This is a genomic window from Bradyrhizobium sp. UFLA05-89, assembly GCF_059803475.1.
Genome location: NZ_JBANBA010000081.1, coordinates 21,558 through 43,716 on the forward strand (window position 1 = coordinate 21,558; position 22,159 = coordinate 43,716).

Annotated in this window: 17 protein-coding genes and 3 pseudogenes; 9 read left to right on the top strand and 11 right to left on the bottom strand. The window is 58.2% G+C overall.

All coding sequences use genetic code 11. The features are described from left to right. Positions 1 to 53: 53 nt before the first annotated feature. Together SO139_RS31865 and SO139_RS31870 are read right to left on the bottom strand one after the other, a co-directional pair. Positions 54 to 1,451, bottom strand: coding sequence for a TAXI family TRAP transporter solute-binding subunit (locus SO139_RS31865; protein ID WP_498541188.1), 1,398 nt, complete (start codon positions 1,449 to 1,451; stop codon positions 54 to 56). Positions 1,452 to 2,095: 644 nt separating this feature from the next. After that, a complete protein-coding gene (locus SO139_RS31870; RefSeq protein WP_449382402.1) occupies positions 2,096 to 2,323 on the bottom strand; it encodes a hypothetical protein in 228 nt (75 codons plus the stop codon). 214 nt (positions 2,324 to 2,537) lie between these two features. Between SO139_RS31870 and SO139_RS31875 the strand changes: the two genes are divergently transcribed. From SO139_RS31875 to SO139_RS31900, 6 genes and pseudogenes are all read left to right on the top strand, one after another. Beyond that, positions 2,538 to 3,650, top strand: coding sequence for a DUF1236 domain-containing protein (locus SO139_RS31875; protein ID WP_498541189.1), 1,113 nt, complete (start codon positions 2,538 to 2,540; stop codon positions 3,648 to 3,650). 21 nt (positions 3,651 to 3,671) lie between these two features. Beyond that, the gene (locus SO139_RS31880; RefSeq protein WP_498541190.1) at positions 3,672 to 3,992 is read left to right on the top strand and encodes a hypothetical protein; all 321 of its coding nucleotides are present in this window, start codon (positions 3,672 to 3,674) and stop codon (positions 3,990 to 3,992) included. Between the two features lie 62 nt (positions 3,993 to 4,054). Next, entirely contained in the window at positions 4,055 to 4,444 is a 390-nt protein-coding gene (locus SO139_RS31885) for a hypothetical protein (protein ID WP_498541191.1), read from the top strand. A gap of 82 nt (positions 4,445 to 4,526) precedes the next feature. After that, positions 4,527 to 4,781 (top strand): hypothetical protein, encoded by a 255-nt coding sequence (locus SO139_RS31890; RefSeq protein ID WP_498541192.1) that lies wholly within the window; start codon positions 4,527 to 4,529, stop codon positions 4,779 to 4,781. Between the two features lie 25 nt (positions 4,782 to 4,806). Then, positions 4,807 to 5,056, top strand: a pseudogene (locus tag SO139_RS31895) (cell envelope biogenesis protein TolA); the annotation flags it as partial. Positions 5,057 to 6,442: 1,386 nt separating this feature from the next. Beyond that, positions 6,443 to 7,654, top strand: a complete 1,212-nt coding sequence (locus tag SO139_RS31900; protein WP_498541193.1) for an MFS transporter — start codon at positions 6,443 to 6,445, stop codon at positions 7,652 to 7,654. Positions 7,655 to 7,721: 67 nt separating this feature from the next. On the opposite strand, the gene SO139_RS31905 is transcribed toward SO139_RS31900, so the two are convergent. The 7 genes from SO139_RS31905 to rfbB form a co-directional block, all read right to left on the bottom strand. Further along, on the bottom strand, positions 7,722 to 8,729 hold the full coding sequence (locus SO139_RS31905) for a glycosyltransferase family 2 protein (RefSeq protein WP_498541194.1): 1,008 nt from the start codon (positions 8,727 to 8,729) through the stop codon (positions 7,722 to 7,724). Positions 8,730 to 8,977: 248 nt separating this feature from the next. Beyond that, complete coding sequence (locus SO139_RS31910) at positions 8,978 to 9,760, bottom strand: ABC transporter ATP-binding protein (protein WP_449382407.1); 783 nt, start codon at positions 9,758 to 9,760, stop codon at positions 8,978 to 8,980. A gap of 2 nt (positions 9,761 to 9,762) precedes the next feature. Continuing rightward, positions 9,763 to 10,527: an ABC transporter permease gene (locus tag SO139_RS31915; RefSeq protein ID WP_449382408.1), complete on the bottom strand. Its 765-nt coding sequence runs from the start codon at positions 10,525 to 10,527 to the stop codon at positions 9,763 to 9,765. A gap of 165 nt (positions 10,528 to 10,692) precedes the next feature. Beyond that, entirely contained in the window at positions 10,693 to 12,654 is a 1,962-nt protein-coding gene (locus tag SO139_RS31920) for a glycosyltransferase family 2 protein (RefSeq protein ID WP_498541195.1), read from the bottom strand. A 40-nt stretch (positions 12,655 to 12,694) separates the two neighbouring features. After that, a complete protein-coding gene (rfbA, locus tag SO139_RS31925) occupies positions 12,695 to 13,567 on the bottom strand; it encodes a glucose-1-phosphate thymidylyltransferase RfbA (RefSeq protein ID WP_498541196.1) in 873 nt (290 codons plus the stop codon). Beyond that, complete coding sequence (gene rfbD / locus SO139_RS31930) at positions 13,564 to 14,457, bottom strand: dTDP-4-dehydrorhamnose reductase (protein WP_498541197.1); 894 nt, start codon at positions 14,455 to 14,457, stop codon at positions 13,564 to 13,566. The genes rfbA and rfbD overlap by 4 nt, the downstream gene beginning before the upstream one ends. 5 nt (positions 14,458 to 14,462) lie before the next feature. Next, positions 14,463 to 15,506, bottom strand: coding sequence for a dTDP-glucose 4,6-dehydratase (gene rfbB / locus SO139_RS31935; protein ID WP_498541198.1), 1,044 nt, complete (start codon positions 15,504 to 15,506; stop codon positions 14,463 to 14,465). A 1,388-nt stretch (positions 15,507 to 16,894) separates the two neighbouring features. Between rfbB and SO139_RS31940 the strand changes: the two genes are divergently transcribed. Continuing rightward, positions 16,895 to 18,115 carry an O-antigen ligase family protein gene (locus SO139_RS31940; RefSeq protein ID WP_498541199.1) on the top strand — a complete coding sequence of 407 codons (1,221 nt, stop codon included), beginning with the start codon at positions 16,895 to 16,897 and terminating at the stop codon, positions 18,113 to 18,115. Between the two features lie 218 nt (positions 18,116 to 18,333). Beyond that, positions 18,334 to 18,459 (top strand): annotated as a pseudogene (locus SO139_RS31945) (RlpA-like double-psi beta-barrel domain-containing protein); the annotation flags it as partial. Between the two features lie 413 nt (positions 18,460 to 18,872). Here the strand turns inward: SO139_RS31945 and SO139_RS31950 are convergent. Together SO139_RS31950 and SO139_RS31955 are read right to left on the bottom strand one after the other, a co-directional pair. After that, on the bottom strand, positions 18,873 to 20,831 hold the full coding sequence (locus SO139_RS31950; RefSeq protein WP_498541200.1) for a glycoside hydrolase family 127 protein: 1,959 nt from the start codon (positions 20,829 to 20,831) through the stop codon (positions 18,873 to 18,875). Positions 20,832 to 21,680: 849 nt separating this feature from the next. Further along, positions 21,681 to 21,857 carry a hypothetical protein gene (locus SO139_RS31955; protein ID WP_498541201.1) on the bottom strand — a complete coding sequence of 59 codons (177 nt, stop codon included), beginning with the start codon at positions 21,855 to 21,857 and terminating at the stop codon, positions 21,681 to 21,683. A 46-nt stretch (positions 21,858 to 21,903) separates the two neighbouring features. Here SO139_RS31955 and SO139_RS31960 point away from each other — a divergent pair. Further along, positions 21,904 to 22,059: pseudogene (locus SO139_RS31960) on the top strand (group II intron reverse transcriptase/maturase); the annotation flags it as partial. Positions 22,060 to 22,159: the final 100 nt, after the last annotated feature.

Here is a 22,159-nt window from a genome sequence, read left to right on the forward strand (position 1 = left end):
GTTTGAACCAGGATAGAAAGTAGTCCCCTACTTTTGCGCTGTATCGCTGGGCGCTATCGTCTGGAGGCAAGAGTTGGACCCGGCGTGCGAGATTCGTCGGCTGGACCGCTCTGCAGCGCCGCCCGCCTTTGGGCGACGGCATGATCGAACAGTTCAAGCACCAGACCGAATGCGGCCAAGTCCTCTTGTTCGAGCGCTCCATCGTCGTAGCACTTGATCGCTTCGGCGATGATCGCGTCGACTTCGCGCTGCGACCTCATTAGGTCCTGTTCGGACCCGGCACCGCGAACCTCAGAGACCACGGCAAGGATGCGGTTGCGCTGGCTGGTGTTGTCGTCCCGTTCGTCCCTATTCAGATAGCGACGCAGCCAGGCGGCGGCCGAACCGATGCCGGAAAGAAGAAGCAACGCGAACCAGAAATAGTCGCTGTACTTGTCCAGAAACGTCCGCTCGGTCCCGTTGATGACCGCCGCCGCGCCACGGTGCACGGAGGGCTCCGCCTCCTTCTCGGTTTCTGGTTTTGCGATGTGCGCGGCGCCGGCGACACGTTGGCTTATGGTGTCGCGTACCGCGAAAAGCTGCCGGTAGAAGGCCGCAGCTTTGGCTTCGGACAATTCTTTTCTGGCAAGGATGAGATGGTTGACGCTGATGGTGTCGACCTTGTCCTCAGGCCAGGCCGGGTTCGCGTTGAAGACGCTGCCGGGGATCTCTTCGGCTTCGTACCGAGGGTGCCTCAGGGCGATGGCCTCGGACGCGTCAATCGGGAGAAACTTCGGCGCTCCGCGCGATCGGGACGTCGTGGCGATGGCGTCGGTCGTGATCTTGCTGTCGAGCGGACCGACGGCGAGGTACGCGTCGAGGGTGGCGTCTTTGCCGAGCTTCTCGATCTCATCGGTCCCGAATTGAGCCGTAGCAACCTTGTCGGGCTGCACGCCTGAGCCCTCTAGAATTGTCCGCAGGAGTGCGACGTTGGCGCCCGTCCTTCCGATGATGCCGACCTTATGACCGGCCAGATCGGCGATCTCTCCGATCTTACTCGCTGCCTTTTTCCTGGAATCCTTGCGCCCGGAGGGCGACCATAGGACCACGTAGTTCTTCCGCAGGACGGCCAGTGTCTGCGCGTCGGCCGGCATTCCCAGGTCGCCGCGGCCGACCGCCAGGTCGGCTTTGCCGGCGCCTAGCAAAGCCAGGGATTCGGCCGCTCCGCCGGTCGTGACGGGCGAGAGCCTGACGGTCCTGCTTTCCTCCTCGAAAGCCTCGGCCATCGTCTGGACCACCTGGTGGTCTTCGCTACCCGAGGGGCCGACGGCGATCCGGAGGGTCTCGGGCTGCAGGAGGTAGAACAGGGTAGCCGCTGCGGCGCCGAAGACGACGAACCCCAGAGCCAACACGATCAACAGTCTTCGTTGGCGGCGATCGTGAGAACTTCTAGCTGGATCGGACGGTGGCATCAGCGAACCCTAGGTGAACGAAAGGCTGCTTGGGGACTTCAAGTGCGTCGCCGGGAACTTGTGGCGAACCTGCGTCGGGCGGGAAGGTTCCGCCGAACGCAAGAACGAGCTCGCGAACGGCTTGGATTTGAACTGCGAGCGAGCTTCTGGATCATCCGCCTTTGCGCGGCACCATCAAGCAGATCTTGGAGGATGATCTGTTTCGAGCCTGGAACGTAGGGATCATTCCCTGATTTATCGACGCAGTATCCCAGTGCCAAGGCGAGCGTCTCTTCCAGCGCTTCCCGTTCATGCCGGTCTTTCATGCCGTCGAGATCACATCGGGGTTTTCCCTTTGCGTACTCCGACAGGGCGCCAATCATGCGCGAGACCCCAGCTCCTCCCCCGCTTGCCCGAAGCTGGGGCCTTTGCTTGCGAGCTCGCATTTCGCGGCGGTCGGCTTGTGGGGTCTCACGGGGGCCGCTTTCAGGGCACACGCAAATAAGAGCCCGCACCGCGTCCCCGGCGGTTGGAAGCCAGTTTGCTTAGTGCATGTGAGCCAGCCAATAGCCGGCGCCACCGACGACGATGACGGCGGTCACGGCCCACAAAAGCAATCCGGGCATGATGTCCTCCTTCATGGCCGTCAAGCGACAGCGCGCTGATTACTGCTCGGTGCAGACCTTCGTGGTCTTGACGGCGGCGTCCGCTTCGGTGCGGGTCTTGTAGATGCCGTTGCCGACGACGGTCGTGGTGGTGGTCGTCGGCTTGCTGTCCACGACTGTGCACTTCTTGGTGGTCGCATCGCGCACGATGTAGAACTCGGCGGCGCTCGCGGCTTGGGTGCCCAACGCGAAAGCGGCGAGCGCGCCGCACAGGATCAGTTTCTTCATGGTCGTCTCCCTTGCTGAACTAGCGTTGGGAAACCTCCATCCTTCTTCGAAGTTCCACTTCTTCCCGACATCGGAATTGGCAGGCTTACGCAGATATTTTCCGGGAGAGCAAAAAAGGAGGTCGGAAAAGACGAAGTGAGGTTGCCGCTTTTTCCCGGTTTGGAACCGAAGCCATCGCTGAAAGTTTCGGCATCTGATAATCGGGAGTTTTCACATGAACAAGCGTTTGCTGTTGGCCACCACCGCCGCGCTGGCGATCGCGACCTCGGCCTTTGCGCAATCTTCGCCTAACAATACTACGAGCCCCTCGACGACCCAGCGGCAGCAGGATTCGAGCTCGACCTCGCCGTCTTCGTCGAGCACGACCTCGGCGCCCTCGCCTTCGTCCTCCTCTTCTCAGACGGCCAATCCTTCGACGAATTCGGCCCAGACGCAGTCTCCGGCGTCGAGCGGTCAGGCCGCTGCTGGCCAGTCGTCCAATTCCGGGTCCGGCACCAACACGACGCAGGCACCGTCCTCAAACAACTCGACCAACCAGGCCCAGACCAATCAGCCGTCCAACCAGACAACGACGCCTTCCAACCAGGCGCAGACCAATCCGCCTTCGAACACAAACAATCAAAGCGCCAACCCATCCGCCTCCGGCAACAACCAGGCGCAATCGCCTACGGGCAGCGGTTCGACCAACACGGCCCAGCAGCCCAACAATCAGCAGAACACGGCTGATCGTTCGTCCAACACCAACGTGAACGCATCGGTGAACATCAACGACCAGCAGCGGACCCGCATCAGCGCGTCGATTTCGCACCTGAACGTGCAGCCGCTCACCAACGTGAACTTCTCGCTCTCGGTGGGCGCCGTCGTGCCGCGCGACGTCCGCCTGCAGCCGCTGCCGGCCGAGGTCGTCGAAATCTTGCCGCAGTACCGCGGCTACGACTTCGTGCTGGTGAAGGACGAGATCGTGATCGTCGAGCCTTCGACCTACAAGATCGTGACGGTCGTGCCGTACTCCGGCCGCTCGACCGCAGCCGCGCCAGCGCGCACGGAGCAGCGCAAGGCGACGTTCACTGAGCGCGATCGAGAAGTCGTCCGCAAGCACGCCAAGGCACATCCGGTCGAACGGGAGAAGCGGGTGACCACCGGCAGCTCGGTCCGGACCGAGATCCGGACGGGCGAGCGCGTGCCGGAGGGAGTGGAGATCGAGGCCTTCCCGGAAGAAGTCTATCGCGAAGCTCCGACCCTTCGCGAGTATCGGTACATCAACCGCGACAGCCGTACCTACATCGTCGAACCCGGCGACCGTCGCATCATCGAAGAAATCGAATGATCCGCATCAGGAGAAACGACCATGAAAACAATTGCACTTGGCGCAGTCGCCGCGGCGCTGCTAGGATCCGCGGCGGTTGCCGCTCCGCTCAATTCCGCGGCCATCGGCTCGACCGAAGCCTCCGTCATCGATCAGGTCCGCCTGGTCTGCAACGAATACGGTCGCTGCTACCGTACCCGCGGCCCTCGCTACGTTCAGCGCTATTATGACGACGATGATGGTGGTTACGTGGTCCGCCGCAGCTACGGCTACTATGGAGGGCCCGGTTACTACGATCGCGGTTACGGCTACTACGGCGGTGGCCCGAGCATCGGTTTCAGCTTCGGCACCCGAAGCTGGTGAACTAGGAAAGGGCCGCTCGAAGAGCGGCCCTTTCGATATTGATTTCCTCTGGCGGTGATGAGATGTCTGCTGTTGCGAAACTCCTGGCCCAGAAAGTGCAGTTGCTGGCGCGGCTCCAAGTCCATCCAGGCTCGAACGAGAGCGACGAGATCCAGGCGCGTCTCGCCAAGATCGAGACCGCGCTGAAGCTTCTTGGCGGCCGCGATTCGGCTGCTGCGGCAGAGCAGGTAGCACGAGGTCGTCCAGCTCCGCAGCGCCTGTGCAGAACGCTAGCAGGCGCTGCGGCAGAGCGTCGGTCGGGAGCGCGCGCCGGCGAAGGCGGGCAAGCCCGCCAAGAAGCCGCGCAAGGCGGCGGCCGGCCAGAAGGAAATGCTGATGCCGATCGAGGGCAAGAGCCGAAAGAGGCGGCGGCGAAGAAGTCGGCGGCCAGGTTGCAGCGGAAGTCGGCTTAGCTCAGGCCCTCCGGAGCGACAGCGTAGGAACCAGTCAGTCCGGCGCCTGGTTGCTCCGCAAAACACGAATAGGAGGACTCGCATGGACATGAGGGAAGCCTCGGCAATGACGGAAGCCTCCGGGCTAACGAACGAGGATGGCGGCATCGAGCAGGCTTCCGGAGCAAGGCCGGACGCCAAGACCGAAGTGGAAGGAAGCCGTCGACACACCCACTCGCCTCCGCCGGACACCGCGCTGCGCTGGGCCGACCAGTTGCGCAAGCTGACCGTGGAGGCTCCGTTGCAGTCGCTCTTTGTCGCGTTCCTGCTCGGAGTCTGGGTCGCCCGTCGGCGGTAGGGAGCTGCGAACCTGCACGTGCTTCGTGGCTAGGAAGCTCAGGACATTTCAGACCTCGCTGGGCTTCTACGATCTTGCGATCGCAGCGCCTTCCATGAAGGCGGCGCTCGAGGCTTGGGGCGCCGGAAGCAATCTCTTTCATCAAGGTGTCGCCAAGTAGATGGACGACCCCGACGTCGTCACCGCGACGATGTCCAGGCCAGGCGTGGTGCTCAGGCGTCCAGCTGGATCGAACGGACGCTTTGCCGGGCGCTCCGGACTCCCGTCCGCCCTGGGATCCGGCGCGAACGAAGTTCGCCGCGAAAGGCGCCGGGCCGAACCCGGGCAAGAGAGCCGCGCCCAAGATCAGCGATTGGGCGCCGCGAGAGCGGCGTGCCGGGCGCCTTCAAGAGTACGAGAGCAGCGAGACCGTGCGCAGAGTTTCATCGACGAGACCCTACATCTCCTTCAAGGGACGGTTCTGCAAAGTCCAAAACAAGCTCGTGATCGTCTGCTTTGGTTTGACCGCTGTAACCGTTTCGATAGGCGGAAAACGCTGGGCCTTTGGGACTGGGTTGTAGTCGCCCTCAGCGTTGCGCCGTAGCTGCCAGCCAGCATCGAGTTAAGCCGTCCCCACCAGTTTCAGGAAGCGCCCGCGATCGTCCGGGGCAAGGTGAATGCGGTGGCGATCCACTCCGCAAGGAGTCCGCACGTGTCAATCCTAGCGTTCGACCTTTGAATTGCGCATAGTTTGGTACGGCTTATACAGTCGAAACATCACCGCGTGATTGTCGGGCTTGAGACGAATGTCCCAAATCCGACGCGCACACCCATTACGAGGCGCTGGAGAACCCGACAGTGTTAGGCGGCACGCTGCTTGCTTCATTCGTACCGCCGTCACCGACGCCAGTTTCACAGCGCTCGGCTGAAAGGCGGGAGAGTGCAGCGGAGTGTTTGATGCGATCTGGAGTTCGGTCTTGCGAAGCCACAACCATTGCGTCCCTCGCAAGTTGCGCAGCCAATTCGGCGCGCCCACGGCCAGCAGTGAAGCCGCCGCCCACTGTTTGGAGCTGGTCGGAAGATATACTGGCGCGCAATTCGGCGATGGTTACCGCTGGAAGTGATTCTGTAATCCGTGTTTGCCAGCATGGCGGCATTGTCGACAGTCCCACTTTCCTGAAAGTAAGCTTTGCTCGAAGAGATCATGGTCAGGCGCAGTGTGCATCCTTTGCGCACAACCTGATCGGAGGTAGTAACGGCCATCCGTACTTCGCCCCGATCGAGCGCGGCGTAGCCCGCGACGAATACCGATCTTGTGGCCAATTGTGGTCTGCACAGATGTCCGTTCAATGATCGCAATCCTCAACGCGAGGTCCTGAACGCAGCCGAGGCGACAGCGTTTGCCTGCGTCTCATTTTGATTGCGCAATATTGAAATCGCGCGAGCCACTCGGGACCGGGCGCGATTGCGTTCGGCAATAAGGCACATCGGCGGGCAAGTTGAAGGCGTTGCAAGTTGGCCAACGAGCGATCGAGACGGGCGAGCTGTCTACGGCCTCGGCGCTTTCTCGAGATCTCGAAAGCTGCATATCCCCCTTTCAGGGGCGGCTGCGCTGTTCCGCTGTCTATTCAAACCACGTTTCAAGTGCACATGCGAAATCGCTCTTTCGGAGGAAGAGGTTGATGGAAAGTCGCGTCATGCCACACATCGGAACGGTTGCGTTGGCCAGTCAGCAGTATCTGGCGATCGCGTTCATCTATTCGGCCATTCCTGTGATCCTCCGGGGCAACGGTGCCAGCCTGGAACTCGTCGGCTTATATAGCACGGCATTCGTTGCCTTCACCGTTAACTTCCTTTGGGCCCCGGTCGTGGATCGATGGAGCCTCAATCGTCTCGGGCTGAGACGTTCATGGATCCTGGTGACTCAAGTCGCCAGTACCACGGTGCTGGCAACGATGGCATTTCTGAACCCGAAGACCGACTTCGTGCCAGTTTTTCTTGTCTCTCTCGCGCTTGCGACCATTGCCGCTACACAGCGGATCGCAACGTTGGGGTACATAGCGGACGCCCTCGATTCCGGCGAGCGGCCGCTCGGGGCTGCGCTGCTGGGTTGGGGCCGGGCCATCGGCCACGTAATCGGTGGCGCGGTCTGCCTGCAATTGATCGAGATTTTCGGCTGGCGCCCGGCTTTGCTGGGCTTGACGCTACTGGTAGCCGTCTTCGCTGGATGGGTGTTTGCGATTCCTGAACCGCTTCTTTGCAAGGGTCGGTCGCGCTCGCCACAGCACCTATCCATCTTTGCGATGCTACGCAACAACGGCCTGTGGTCGACGGCTGCCTTGATCGGGCCCGGCGTTATCGGAATCGCAGTGGCGTTCGCAACGGTGCAGTTGCGGCTCGTTGATATCGGCTTTGCCGCGGCAGATATCGGCTGGATCGGAGCTCTCTCGAACGTGGTGACGTATACTATCATTGCGCCGCTGACGAGCGCGATCCTGACGCGAATGGCACCGCACCGTGGCCTGATATGGGGCTGCGCCGTCCTGGCCATCGGTTTTGGAGGGCTTTCGGTGATCGATCACTATTTGGACGTAAGCGTGAGCGCCGTCGCGAGCGTTGGGATGGTGTTCGCCGCGCTCGCAGTCCAGCATGTTACATTCACGAGCTGGTTTCTCGGGATTGCCAGGCCAGGCAAGACGGGAACTGATGTCACGTTCCTGACTTCGGTAATGTCGGCGTTTGCACTGGTGGGCTTCGCAGCGAGCGGGTTTCTCGCGGCAAGATTAGGTTACGGGGTTACGCTGATATTGCCGGGCGTCGGCTATGCTCTATCAGCCTTGCTTGCTGCGGCATTGCTCCGCCAATCTGACATCGCAGCGCCTGGCGAGGACTGACAATCGTGTATCGTTGGAAGCTGCTCAGAAACTGTCTTTGCGACTTCGTGGATCATGCCGGCTTCCTTCACGATAAACGGGCCCGCATCAGTCCTGTCAGACAATGCCTGATACCGACACCGACGTAGCCGATGGTTGGATCGCGCAGCAAACTGCCCATCGAACGAAACATCAAGGCATGTCGCTTCCTCAAGTGCGGCAGGATTGATCCGATGTCGCTCAGGACGCGGTCCATTGCCTCGCGGTCACCGCGGCGAAGGGCCGTTACGTATTCGCCGTGCAGGTTTGCGTAGAACCGCGGCGCGATCAGATCACGCACGAAATACCGATTCTGGCGAGGATTGTCGGGGAAGGTCGTCGCAAGCTTGTATGCATAGATCATACGCGACCTCGCCATGCGCGGGCTATACGATGTCGAGCCTGGATAAATGCGCCATTTCGAAAGAGGTTCGTCAAGATAGACGTGATCGTATCCAGCGCGAAAGAGCCGCAGAAAAAGGTCGTCGTCCTCGTAACCGGATAGCCTATCATCGAATCCACCGACTGCCTCGAACGCTCGGCGCGAGATGAGTGAGGCTGATGGCAAGATGAACATGTCCCTGGCCAGACACTCGATAATGCTTTGTTTCGGGTGTTCGGCGGGCACTTTGTCCAAATAGCGCTTTGTGACCATCCCGCCGCTTTCATCGATTTCATCAAGGTTGCTGTAGACCCAGCCGAGCGGAATTCCGCGCTTCTTTTGGAACGGTTTGGACAGCATCTCGAGATGATGAGGATGCCAGACATCATCCTGGTCAAGGAGGGCAATCAGACGGCTTCTGGAGTAGGAGACGCCAAAATTTCGAGCAGACGATTGGCCGCCGTTCGCCTTGCGAAGCAGCCTGATCCTCGGATGGACCATCGCCAGGCTCGCGACGATGGCCGCTCCGTCATCGGTTGAACCGTCGTCCACCACGATAACTTCGCTCGGCGGAAGCGTTTGAGCCAGCACGCTCGCGAGGGATTCTTTGATGAACGTGGCACCATTGCACATGGGAATAATAGCCACGATCGAGAGATCATCGGACGCGCCCATGGTAACTCCTAGTTGTAGGCCTGCTCTGAAGGGGATCTAACCTAAAGTTGAATGCGCCGCCATCCGGTTGTTGAACAGGTTGGCGACAGCGCTATGCGGTAGTAAAATTGTCGATATAGACGAGGTGGCATCGGCGCGGCTCTCAATGAAAGCCATCCCGACGCAAGGCGTCTGTCCTCGCAGTCGCATCATCTTGAGACTGCGGCAGCGCGGCCCCAAGCTCAGCCCCAAGCGTAGGCTAGCAAGCATCAGGGACCACCAGCACAGATCTCAGAGTAGGCTTGTAGGACAGCTTCAATTTCACCAAACATCTGGATTTCACCGCGCTCCATCCAGATGGCTTTCGTGCACCACTGCCGACAAATTTCGAAGCTGTGAGAAGCGAGCACCAGGATGCTCGCTCGCTCGACGAAGGAAGCTACACGACGCTGCGCTTTGGCAAGAAAAGCTGCATCGCCAGCCATGATCCATTCATCCATCAATAGGATTTCTGGCGAGAAACAGGTTGCCACGGCGAACGTCAATCGCGTCATCATACCCGACGAATAGGTGCGTACCGGGATGCTCAGATAGTCACCGAGGCCGGTAAAATCGCCGATGTCCGCCATGTGCGATTCTATCTCGCTTGAGCTTAGCCCAAGCAGCATGCCACGCAGCCGGATATTGTCATATCCGCTCAAGTCAGCATCGATTCCCAGTGCGATATCAAACAGAGGTGAAATTCGGCCACAGGACGTTACGTTCCCGATTGTCGGTTGGTAGACTCCGGCCATGACGCGAAGCAGGGTCGTCTTGCCGGCCCCATTACTGCCGATGAGGGCTATGCGATCACCGGCAGTCAACTGGAAAGAGACGTTTCTGAGCGCCTCAACGACAATCCTATGACTGGCATCTGTTGCAAGCTGGCCGCCAGTGCCACGAAACAACAGATGCTTTTTGAGAGAGCGCGAACCTGTTTGGTAGATAGGAAAGGAAACGCTTACATCATCAAGCGCAAGCAGAGGCGTCTGGTCAAAGGCTGATGTAACCATCCTTAAATCCAATACGCGATTCGGCCGCGGAAGCGCGAAAGCAAATAGACTGAGATGCCGATGTTGAGAGCTGTGATCAATCCTACTGCGCAGTAGTTCTCTGTTGATGGCATCTCTCCCAGGAGCGGCGCGCGCGCCACCTGCAGAAGATGAAAAAACGGATTGTACCGGGTGATAAAGGAGTGCCCCTTCAGCGAGTCTGGCCGCCAAAAGATCGGTGTAAGAAAGAACAGAATTTGCACGGCTGAATTGATGACTTGCGGAATGTCGCGAAATCTCGCCGAGACCATTCCAATTGTCAGGCTTGCAAAGATCCCATTCACGACGATGGCTAAGAGGCCAACGATGGCCAAAAGGGCAACTGATCCGGGCCAAATTCTGAAATAGATGATGACGCCGAAATAGACAATGAGATTGTGTGCAAAAATGATCAACTTGGTCCAGTTGAAACGAAAAACATAGACCGAGAAAGGCAAGCTAATCTGCTTAATGTAGCACTCAGAGCCGGTGAACAGCGTTCCGCTCTCCGTCAAATAGCTCGACAGCAACGTCCAGACCAACATGCCGGAACAGAAAAACGGAATAAATCGGTCGACTTCCTGCTGAAAGAGCTCCGCATATACCACGCCCAAAGCGATGACCATGACCGCCATGCTGGCGGTCAACCAAAACGGGCCCAGCACGGAGCGCCGATACCGCTGAACGATCTCGTTCCAGCCCAACGACCCCCAAAGCCTCCAATGGGTTAGGCCATCCAGGAGGTCCAAGCGGGCGCTCTTGAAGCCTCGCGCGGTCGTCGTTGCCGGGAGACGGACGTCGAAATGACTTCGATCAACAGACAATGGGTGCATCGGCTTGCTCAGTTACTTTCGCGGCGTACGGACGTTGTCTCAAGATTGCAAAGACGTTTGGTCTGAGATTGTTCGCATCAATCATGCCGTCGGCTCGCGGTGGTGAATCTGGACGTTATGCGCGCTCGAACTGGAGGCGTCTTCGCCAAAGGGGCGCTCCTCAATCACCGAACAATCAACGCGTGCCACATATTGTTCTTTCCATGGCTTTCGGCGTCGCGGAGGAAACGCGAGCTCGAACGAGGTTGTCGCGTCATTGGCGAGATTGTCGTTGTGGAAGGGATCACGCGACAGCTCCCGGCTCCATGTTTTGAGCATGTAGGCGGTTTCGCTTCGCAAATCTTTCGAATGTTCTTCGTGCGCGTCGGAGTTATTGCGACTGGATTGATGATGATAGAGCTCCGCATGCGGGGTCCAGATGTTCCGGTACCCGCGGCGTCTGAGTTTCAGACAAAGGTCAACATCATGAAAGGCATTGGGCAGGTTGATTTCATCCAGCTCGCCAACCTGTTCGTACACCGATCTTCGTACAAGGAGACAGGCTCCAGTTACGGCGGAGACTTCGGAGACCAGCGCGTTCCGACCGAAATACCCGGCCGCCTCCCGGCGCAATCGATAATTGAACGGCTTGGCAATACCGGGAAAGCCCAGTGCCAGCCCGCCATGTCGAACGCGGCCATCCGAATAGATCAGCTTAGCTCCAACCGCACCCACATCGTCTCGAACGGCCCATGAGACCATTTCGGAAAGCCAGCCTGGATTGACGACCTCAATATCATCACTCAACAAACCGAGTACTGCTCCGTTTGCCAAACGGGCCGCCATATTGATCATTGCAGAATAATTGACCGGCCCGCTGTACGTGAGGATACGCATGCGGGGATCTTCACTGAGCCTTTGAAGCAGCGACTGGGCTTCCGTAGATCGGCTTTCGTGATCGACCACGAAAAGCTCAAGATCGGGGTAGTCGGTTTGCTCGAGCAAGCTTCTTGCGTAAGCGGCACGCAGGCCTGATCCGTCGAGCGTCGGCACAATGAGTGTGACGGTCGGCGCCTGTGTTGGAGGCTGGCGGCGAACCCGCACCCAATCAGGCAAAACCGGATGTTGTTCCGCGACGGCATTCTCATGACCTCTCTGCAGGTGCTCGTCGATGGCCCGTCGAGCGGCTTGCGCGCACCGCGCAGGTATTGCTTCGGAGAACGAGCGCGCGCCAAAATCGCGACGCCAGTGATAAAGGACCGTTGGAATATGGTGAATGCGATCGGGTGAGGTCGATTCAATACAGCGCAGCGCGAGATCGTAGTCTTGACTACCCTCAAAGCCCAATCGAAATCCGCCGACTTTCTCCACGAGAGAGCGCCGATAGACTCCCAGATGACTAATGAGGTTATGGCCTAAGAACAGTTCTTTGTTCCAGTCCGTCTTGAAATATGGAGTCTGACGGCGACCTCGCCGATCGATCTGATCTTCATCGCTGTAGATGATATCAAGATCGGAGCGGTCATTGAGCGCCACGACAACTTCATAAAGGGCGTGCGAAGCCAGCAGGTCGTCTTGATCCATCAAGGCGACGAACTCACCTTGAACGAGCGATAACGCAGAATTGGAGGCAGCCGAAATGTTGCCGTTAACAGTTCGCCGGACCAGTTTGATTCGGGGATCTCGCGTCGACGCTTCCAGCAAGGCTTGTACCTGGCGGTCTGGCGATGCATCGTCGGCAATGCACAGCTCCCAATTGGGGTACAGTTGCTCGCGAACGCTTTCAATTGCTGCACGGAGAGCCCATGTCGGCGGGTTATAAACCGGCATAACGACGGACAGTAGGGGCTTATATCGCAACACGTCTAGATGACGACGGATCGCGTCGATATCGGACGGCGTCAGCGTGTCGTATTGTTGCACCCAGCTCTGGTATCGCCGATTCTGGAGTTGGTTCGTAACCTTGAATAGACGTTTGAGCAGCGAGCGCATCCAGTTGGGCAGCCGACGCGCGCGCGACCTCAAATACTCGAGGTGGTCATCTGAAGCGAGTTTGTCGAACACTGTCTTGCTGGCTCTCTATGCTGGATCCAATGTTCCAGTGTCAGCTGTGGCCGTCGGCGACGCCGACGATGTAGCGCGCGTAGTCACCTTTTCCCAACGTTCCGGCTAGCCGCATCAACTGGTCGCGATCAATGAACCCCTGTCCGAAGGCAATCTCCTCCGGGCACGCAATTCTGAATCCCTGACGTCGCTCAAGCACGGAAACAAATTCTGCGGCCGTGAGCAGGCTGTCGGGAGTTCCGGCGTCAAGCCACGTGAAGCCGCGACTCATGCGCTCGACGGCAAGCTGTTCCCGATCGAGGTACGCCCTATTCAGATCGGTGATCTCTAGCTCGCCCCTAACCGAAGGCCGTATATCTGCTGCCAGATGGACAACCTGCGGGTCGTAGAAATAAAGTCCCGTCACGGCAAAGTTGGACTTTGGTTGTCTTGGCTTCTCCTCAAGAGAATTGGCCTTACCGCTCTCATTAAAAGTGATGACCCCGTAACGCTCAGGATCCGAAACCTGATAGGCGAACACCGTGGCGCCGTTTGTGCGTGAGCGTGCGTTGGCAAGCAGCGCGGGAAGGCCGTGCCCGAAGAAAATGTTATCGCCGAGGATAAGCGCTGAATTGTGCCCTTCCACGAACGTCGCACCAATAATAAAGGCTTGCGCCAGCCCCTCAGGCTTTGGCTGCGTCATATACGACAGTGACAGCCCCCATTGATTTCCATCTCCAAGAAGGGACTGAAACAACGGAAGGTCGTGGGGTGTTGCGATGATCAAAATGTCTCGAATACCTGCGAGCATCAGGGTTGTAAGGGGGTAGTAGATCATCGGCTTGTCGTAGACCGGCAGAAGCTGCTTGGATGTCACTGCCGTCATTGGATAAAGGCGTGTACCGTTGCCCCCGGCAAGGATGATTCCCTTCATAGTTCTTTCCCCTCATGCGAAATGCGGTCCAAGCAGGCCGAGATGGATGATGGTGTCGGTGGCAAGCTGATCTCGAAAAGTGAGCGCAATCTTTCAGTCGACAGCTGTGAATTGGCAGGCCGTACGGCTGCAGTCGGATATTGCGCGGACGAAATGGTTTCGACTGCGGCCGATGGACCCGCTCGTTTCGCGCTTTCGCGAAAAATCAGACCGGCAAATTCATGCCACGTCATAGCGTCTAACCCGGCGAGGTGGGTAATCCCGCTATATTGCTGCTGCCATTGTCTCAACCGTCTGGCCATTGAGACGATCGAGGCGGCGATGTCGGGTGCATAGGTCGGGCAGCCCCGTTGATCGCCCACCACGCGAACGCACTCTCGTTCCGCGCCGACCTTCAGCATAGTGCGAACGAAATTGTGCCCAAACGGCGCATAAACCCAAGACGTCCTCAAGATCACGTGGCGGGGATTGGCCGCGGCGACAGCAAGTTCGCCCTCCAGTTTGGAGCGTCCGTAAACGCCTTGCGGATTAGGTTGGTCCGTCTCTCCGTAAGCGCCCGGCTTTTTCCCGTCGAAAACGTAATCAGTGGAGAGATGAATGATGGTCGCACCAACCGCGTTTGCCGCCTTCGCGACCTCGCCGGCCGCGTCGCGGTTTATGGCATAGGCTAGATCGGATTCTGTTTCCGCCCGATCAACAGCTGTGTAGGCAGCCGGATTGATCACGATATCCGGCCTGAATGACATAATTGCACTGGCCACGGTTTTGGGCCGCGTGAGATCGAACTCGGGCCGCGCCGCAAAACCAAAGACCGCGTCACTCGCGGACGCAGCCAACTCTCTGAGGGACCTTGATACTTGTCCCTTCGTCCCGATCACGTAGAGGCGCACGATGCTCACCCTCTTACGAGACCGAGACGTTCGCCGGCATATATCTTCTCTCTTAAGGGCTGCCACCAATGTTCGTTTAGCAGGTACCAACGGACCGTTTTCGCGAGTCCGGCTTCAAATGTTTCTTGCGCCTGCCAACCCAGCTCATTTTCGAGCTTTGAGGCGTCGATAGCATAGCGGCGGTCATGACCCGGCCGGTCCGGCACAAATTGGATGAGCTCGTGATGCGACTGGTCAGTTGGCCGCAGTATGTCCATCCACGAGCAAACTTGGCGCACCACATCGATGTTCTGGCGCTCATTTCTGCCGCCGATATTGTAGGTCTCGCCTGGTCGTCCGCTCTTCAAAATGAGGCCCAGCGCGCGCGCATGGTCTTCCACATGGAGCCAATCGCGAACATTCGAGCCGGTCCCGTATACCGGAAGCGGCTGGCGATTCAGGGCATTAAGGATCATCAATGGGATGAGCTTTTCCGGGAAATGATAAGGGCCGTAATTGTTCGAACAATTGGAAACGATCACCGGCAAGCCATACGTGCGATGCCAGGCCTTCGCGAGATGATCTGATGCGGCCTTGGTTGCGGAGTAAGGAGAGCTTGGATCGTACGGCGTAGCTTCCGTGAATAGTCCGCGCGTTCCGAGCGAGCCATAGACTTCATCAGTCGATACGTGGACAAAACGAAAGTCTGGCACGTTTTGAGATGAGAAGTGCCGCCGGGCAGCTTCGAGCAAGGCGAAGGTTCCGACCACATTGGTTTGCACAAAGACATCAGATCCTGAAATCGATCGATCAACGTGGCTCTCAGCGGCCAAGTGAATTACGCCATCGGGGTGATATTTCGAGAACAGGGCGTTGACGGCCTCGACATCGCAGATGTCCCGCTGCTCAAAATGATAGCGCGGATTGTTGGCAATGGGTGCCAACGACGCCAAGTTCCCCGCATAGGTTAGCTTGTCCACCACGACCACTTCGTAGCCGAGCTCTAAAACGAAATGACGGCAAACCGCCGACCCGATGAAGCCGGCGCCACCCGATACCAGAATGCGCATTCAATTGCTCAAGCTTCGGTAGCTGAAAGGCGGGGTTGGGCCAGCCCGTCTTGGCTGCCGTTGTCCTTTGACAAAGGAGATCACTGCGCGGAATCCTGCAATCAACCTCGAATGCGAGATCTCGAGCGATGGCGCGATCGCACCAAAGTGAATAGTTCGTCGGTTACCTTGCATATGCCGGCCGTGGGTGTCGATTTCCGTACACATGCGGGAAGCTTTAAAGGAGTGCCAGTCCCATTTGAGACAGGCGAGCCCCTCATTTATCGCGCTCACCTTTCGCCGAAGGTCGGCCGCTCGGCCTATCGGAAAAAGTTCTCTGGCCGAGATGAAGTGTGCGAGTTGGCGTTGTCCAAGGTCTACGCTCTTAGGTGCGGCTCAAACGCGTCACGATCTTGAACGGCGTCATCCGAGAAGGTGCCTGCTCATTGAAGTGCCCGATTGTTGCGCGAGCGACGCCGAATATCGGCTTTATGGCAGCCCATTCAAAATCGGTGAGTCCATAACGTATGATTCGAGCGCCCAGTTTGGGGGGGGAATCACCAGCGCGCGGCCAAAAGCAACACTCCGGCCCGGCCCCGTGCTGCTTGCGGGCGCGCGCACCGACGTGATCCCCGTGTCTGGACGGTCAATCAGGGAGTGGCGGTGCAAGCGGCCGGGGGAGCAACGCGCTCCGAGCTAGAGGGCGTGTGGGAAATGGCAATGCGCCGCTGGCCTAGCGAAGGATCTTCCTGACCCATCCCAAATGGGACGCGCGGGGAGTTTATTCCACTGCTATGTGCCTCGCCGGGATTCCTAATCTGGCGTGTGGCCTCGCTGCGCCGATCGACGATAATCCCGTTGAGCGATTGGCAGGAGCGCGCAGCTGGATGCGTCGACGTCCGCGACCCGAGAATGACAACACCTGCTCTGAAATGGGCTTTATCGTTTGGCCGTCGATCGTTCGACTGACATCACGCTCGGGCTCGACAACAGGGCTATCAAGAACACCGAAGTCCGTCAGCTCCTCGTCGATTTTCCATCGCGAACCACACTGGATCATCATCCGCGCCTCGTCGACCCAGGAAGAGCTGCCACTCTGAGTTTCCGGGTTGGGAGATTGTAGAGCGGTTAGCTGGAATTTGGCGGTGATGAAAATTGTAATCGCCTCTTAGCGCTTCCTTCCAAAAAAACAGTCGGCCCGATCACGACATGGCGATCGATCCGCTTCATAGGCCTCAGCGCGAGCGCAGCCGCCCGCTTGGGACACGGTACTCAATATGCAGATAATGTCAGCTGTTCTACTTTATTCTCGGCGATTTGTGACGGAAGCGTCGCTCGCCTGCACAACGTGGAGCGGCCCAGAAGTAGGCCGCGCAGACAGTTTGAGGCTCCGGAATGTTGACATCGTCGTGCTTGCGCTTGTGGCCGGACTACCTTGGTCGACCAGCCTAACCAGTATACTTGGAATCGTCCTCTTCTTTGGCATTTTGACAACGATCCGCTCCGAGCGGATGCTCTCTACGATCAGTCGTCCCGCTGGCGCCCTGCCGCTGGCTCTCGTATTGCTAGCGGCGATAGGGGTCATCTGGGCCAACGAAGTACCCTGGCCAGAACGGCTCAGTGCTTTGGGGAAAATGACCAAGCTACTGCTGCTCCCGCTCCTGTTGTTCCACTTCCAATCCAGTCCGCGCGCTAAATGGGTGTTCGCGACCTTCGTAGTCTCGAACATGATTCTGCTAATCTACTCGTTCGTTGCATCGACGATGCCGGAATTGGCGATTGTTCAAAGAGCCGGTGGCTTCGGCGTTCCCGTGAGAAATTACATTGACCAAAGCCAGGGGTTTTCGCTTGTTGCCGTGGCTTTGGCAGGCCTTGCATTTGAGGCGGCGTCTCAGCAGAAGCGCTATTGGGGTGCGGCGCTGGGTGTGGTCAGCGTCATGTTCTTTGCTAACCTTGCCTTTATCAACGTCGCTCGAACGGCGTTTTTCTATTTGCCGATCATGCTGGTTCTCCTGGCCATACGTTACTCAAGCCAACGAACTGCGTTGGTCGCCGTCATCGGTGTCTGCATCTTATGCGGAGCGTTGTGGCAGGCATCTCCCAATCTGCAACGAAAAGTCTCTGCGATTTTCACAGAATTGGCTGCGTTCCAGCCAAATGCCCATATTGGAGAGAAAGAACCTTCGGCAGCTGAAAGGCTCGAATTTTGGCGCAAGTCAATTCAGTTCATCGAAAGAGCTCCGGTCCTGGGCCATGGGACTGGTTCGATCCGACATCTTTTCGGGCAAGAGTCGATCGGGCGAACTGGAATATCGGCCCTCGTTGTAAGCAATCCTCACAATCAGACGCTTGCTGCCGCGGTTCAATGGGGCAGCATCGGTATCGTTGTTGTCTGGGCGATGTGGATATCGCAGGTGCAGCTGTTCTGCAGCAGGGCCCTTGTTGCCTGGATCGGAATGCTTGCGGCAGTGCAGAATATTGCGAGCTCGGTTTTCAATTCGCACCTGATGGACGCGTACGAAGGCTGGCTTTACGTATTGGCGGTTGGGATTGCTGGCGGAGAACTGTTGCGGACCGAGGGGCGTAAGCGGGCCCGGCTGGAGTCCGCCATCGCGCCTGCTTCGCGCTAAGTAGGGCAAAAGCTATCCGCATCCGCGTCACGCCCAAAGATCTCTACGATTTTGGGACGTTCCGGCGCGGACCCGTTCATTTCAAAAATGCTTTGGTGGAAGGCTTTTCAACATGGCTTCGGCGCGATGGCCTGCGCAACGGTGGCCTGGCGCGCGGCGAAACCGCGCATCTTCGCCCTAGCGATAATTGAGGGCGCACAGCGCGCGGATCGGTTGTCGTCACCATCAACGACCGTGGCCCCTTGGTGTGCGGCCGCGTATTGCGCCTGGCGCGCGCGCCGGCCGCACAACTCGGCTTCGTCGGATCTGGTGTGGCGCGGGTTGGGGCCGCAGTCATCGAATGAATTTCTGCGCTCGGTTGGCATTCGTGAACGCCGACTATGCAACACGTCCTGTGCAAAAGCGATTTTGCGAACCGCGCTGCCAAATGCGCTCAGCCCTGCAGCTCAAGTTTACATCTGCAGGACGTCGCGCGCTTCGTACGCCAGGTCGCAATCAAGCCCGCTGAATGCGACCCCGTCGATCGGCCATGCTGGCGCCCCGTCGCCTCTCAAAGGCCGGCCGCTTCCAACGCCGTCTTGAACATCGAGTCGATGGGATTGGAATCGCTAAACGACCGAAAGCCGGGTTGAAACATCGACCTATCCGTCGGTCTCGATAAGGCAGGCTGCCCTGTCTGCAAGGGCCCAGCCCATGCCGGGTCGCAACCCATCCTTCCCTCTCGGCCGCTTCAAACAGGCGCCGCCCATGGTTCGCGTTACCATTCATTGATCCAGATTCGCATTTCGCCTTCGCCACGGTTGGCCCAGCTGAACCACGGAATGAATGTCAACCGCTGCGATTGCCGCTGTCCAGGCACTTTATCATAGTGATAAAGCGGTGCTTCCTCAGAGTGTCTATGCTGCAAACGAAAGCCCTCAGCCTGCAGCAAAAACTTGCCGGCGAGAAGACCAGTGCCTTCGCTAAGCGAAAACCGGCTATCTTCATCAAGCCAAACATTGTGGAGCTCCGGCCCGTTGTCGACTTCTTCCAGACAATAAACCAGAGGACCCCGCTGAATAGCCACTTTGCCGGCCAAGTGGCGAAGTTGCGGATGACCATACACGCGGCGTACCGGCATCGGCAGCAGCAATTTGAGGCGATCGCCCTGTTGCCACGTGCGGTGAATGTGCAAATAGCCTTTGCGCGACTCGCAATTGACGACCTCGCCGTTCAGCCTGGCCTCCGGCGCCGTGCACCATTCCGGCAGTCGCAGGGCGATCGTGTGCGTGATTGGCTGGTCCGATTCTACGAAGATCTCTACACAGTCCTCCCAGGGATAGTTGCCGCTCACGCGCAGGCGCAGCGTATGTTCTCCGACCGGCAGCGCCAGGCTGTTACCAATGTAGAGATTGACATAGAGCGCGTCGGGACGTGCCGTATAGATGTAATGGCCAATTGATGTGAAAAGGCGCGCAATGTTCGGCGGACAGCAGGCGCAGCCAAACCAGGGCTGTCGCACCGGTGTGACATGACTGTAGATGCGGTTGGACCGCAGCGTTTTGGGATGAACTTCGAGTGGATTGACATAGAAAAAGTGGCGTCCATCCAAGGCGATACTGCCCAGAACAGTGTTATAGAGCGCGCGCTCCATCACATCGGCATAGTGACTGTCCGCTTCCATCTCGAGCATCCGGCGGGCGAACATTATCAGGCCAATCGATGCGCAGCTTTCCGCGTACACAGTATCATTCGGCAGATCGTAGTCGCTACTGAACGCTTCGCCGGCACTTTGCGAACCGATACCGCCGGTCACATAGATCTGCCGCTGCACCATGTTTTGCCATAGCCGCAGGCAAGCTTGGCGTTGCTGCTCGTTCTGAAGTAAACGCGCCAGATGGGCAACCCCAGTCATGAGGTATACAAAGCGAACCGCGTGACCTGTTGCGGTTCGCTGCTCCGAGACCGGCAAGTGCGCCTGGCTATAGGCTTTATCTTTCACCACCAGGGGCGTGGCGTGTGATTTGCGGTGACGGGATCGCTTCTCATACTCTATGTCATAGAAGTGCGGCTCGGTGCCGCGTTGCTCCACGAAATAATTGGCGAGTGTGAGATATCGGCGCTCCTGGGTCACTTCGTAGAGGCGTGCCAATGCAAGTTCGATTTCCGGATGAGCATCATAGCCGTGTAACTGATGGCGCTCTGGCCCAAAATCCGCGGCGATACGGTCGGCTAGCCTGCAGACGACCTCCAGCAACCGCCGTTTTCCAGTAGCCAGAAAGAAAGCGACGCCAGCTTCAATCAAATGGCCGGCGCAGTAAAGCTCGTGGCATTCGCTTAAGTTGCTCCAGCGCTCCCCAGGTGCCTTTACCGTAAAGTAAGTGTTCAGATAACCGTCGCCGCACTGCGCGGCCGCAATCAGTTCAATCAGGTCATCGGCGGTTTTCTCCAGTTCTGGATTGGAGGTTTGGCACAGCGACCAGGCGACCGCTTCCAGCCATTTCGCGACATCACTGTCCTGAAAAACTGTACCGCAGAACTCGCCCTTTGCTCGGTTGGCGGCGATCCGAAAGTTCTCTATCGCATGGCTCGGTGTGACTTCTGGAATACGATCGTTCAGCGCCTCCCACTGATAAGGAATCGACACGTCCCTCACCAATTGCTGGCATTTTCCAATAAGCGGATCCGTGATCGTTAAGTCATGGAGATTGACTTCCGTAACCGTCGGCCGATTCATCTGCCTCTCTTTCGTGTTGGATGCACGGGCTCATAGGTCACGAAAGCCTGTGCGAGATCGTTGTTGAGATATCCGAGGCGCGAATTGGTGGCCCCAGCACGTCCTGCCCGCTTTGGTCAGCTCATTTCGCGTTCGTCGGAACCGCGGCGTGACGAGCGATTGAAGTGTCTCTTTGGTCATGCAATCTGAACCAGCGGCGGAGAGTGAACTCACCTTCATCGAACAGAATGGGACGTTCTATGACGCTCGACGCGAACGACATTGTCGATCTCCGTACATCGTGCTGACCAGCACGCTCAAACAGTCAAGACAGCAATTTCCGTGCCGGAACGGGCGCAGATTGTCCGCAACAATCACCTCGTCGGCGTCCAGCAGTCCATATCGGGTTCAATGTGGATTCTGTGCGCCACCTTTGGCGCGGATAGATTTTCGCTCCGCCTTGCTGATGCTCGAGTTCCGGCGGGACACCCCGCGCTTCGTGGTTCTGGCCGCAGTCGAGAGCCTACGATCGCGTGGCTGCCTACAGCATGACCTTCGAATGCAAGCAGGGCACGCGTGAATCGCTACACCGCCTTCATGAAGGCGCTTGAGCAGCTTCGCGTCCATCGCCCATCAGACCATGGGGCGCTGGCGTTGCAGACCAGGACATCGCCGCTCCGAAACCCCAAATGGTCTTCGGTGACGTAGGCGATCGCTGGTTGGCGTACAGCCGCGCTCTGCGCGAGCTTCTCGGGAATCTCGACGCGCGTCAGATTGGAGCTTCAGCCTGTAGCTCTCCATTCAGATGCGGCCCCGTAGAGCTCCGTTGTGTCGAACTTGGAGGAAGCGATTTACCCCTCGCGCCAGCCGCTACTTCGCAGGTTCGGGTCGGCGCCGCGACGAGTCCGTGATCAGGCCGGTCTCGGAATCGATGATCCCGACGACCTTGATCTGGGTGAATTCGAGCACGGCGCTCCCGTCGTGGAGGACGCTGGGCTTGCGTCCCTCGACGATGCGCAGGTTGGGGCGTGGGCGGTGATCGATCATTGGGTCATTATAGAACATAACAAGAACAAAAGCAAGCGGGTCGGATCCGATATGGGATCCGACGTTTTCGGGGCACAGTTTCGGATTTCGGCGGCCGGGGCGGTCCGCCCACCAGGCTGTAGCCCAGGCACAGCGTTACGTCGCCGATGGCTACAACGTAGTGGTTGATCTCGATCTGGAAAGATTTTTCGACCGAGTTAACCCAACTTGCGCAGTTGGAGATCAGTTTTGGTGATTTCACAAGAATCGGCGTGAGTCGGATCAATGGGTTAGTCGTCGCGGAAGGCTCATTTGAGAGTGTA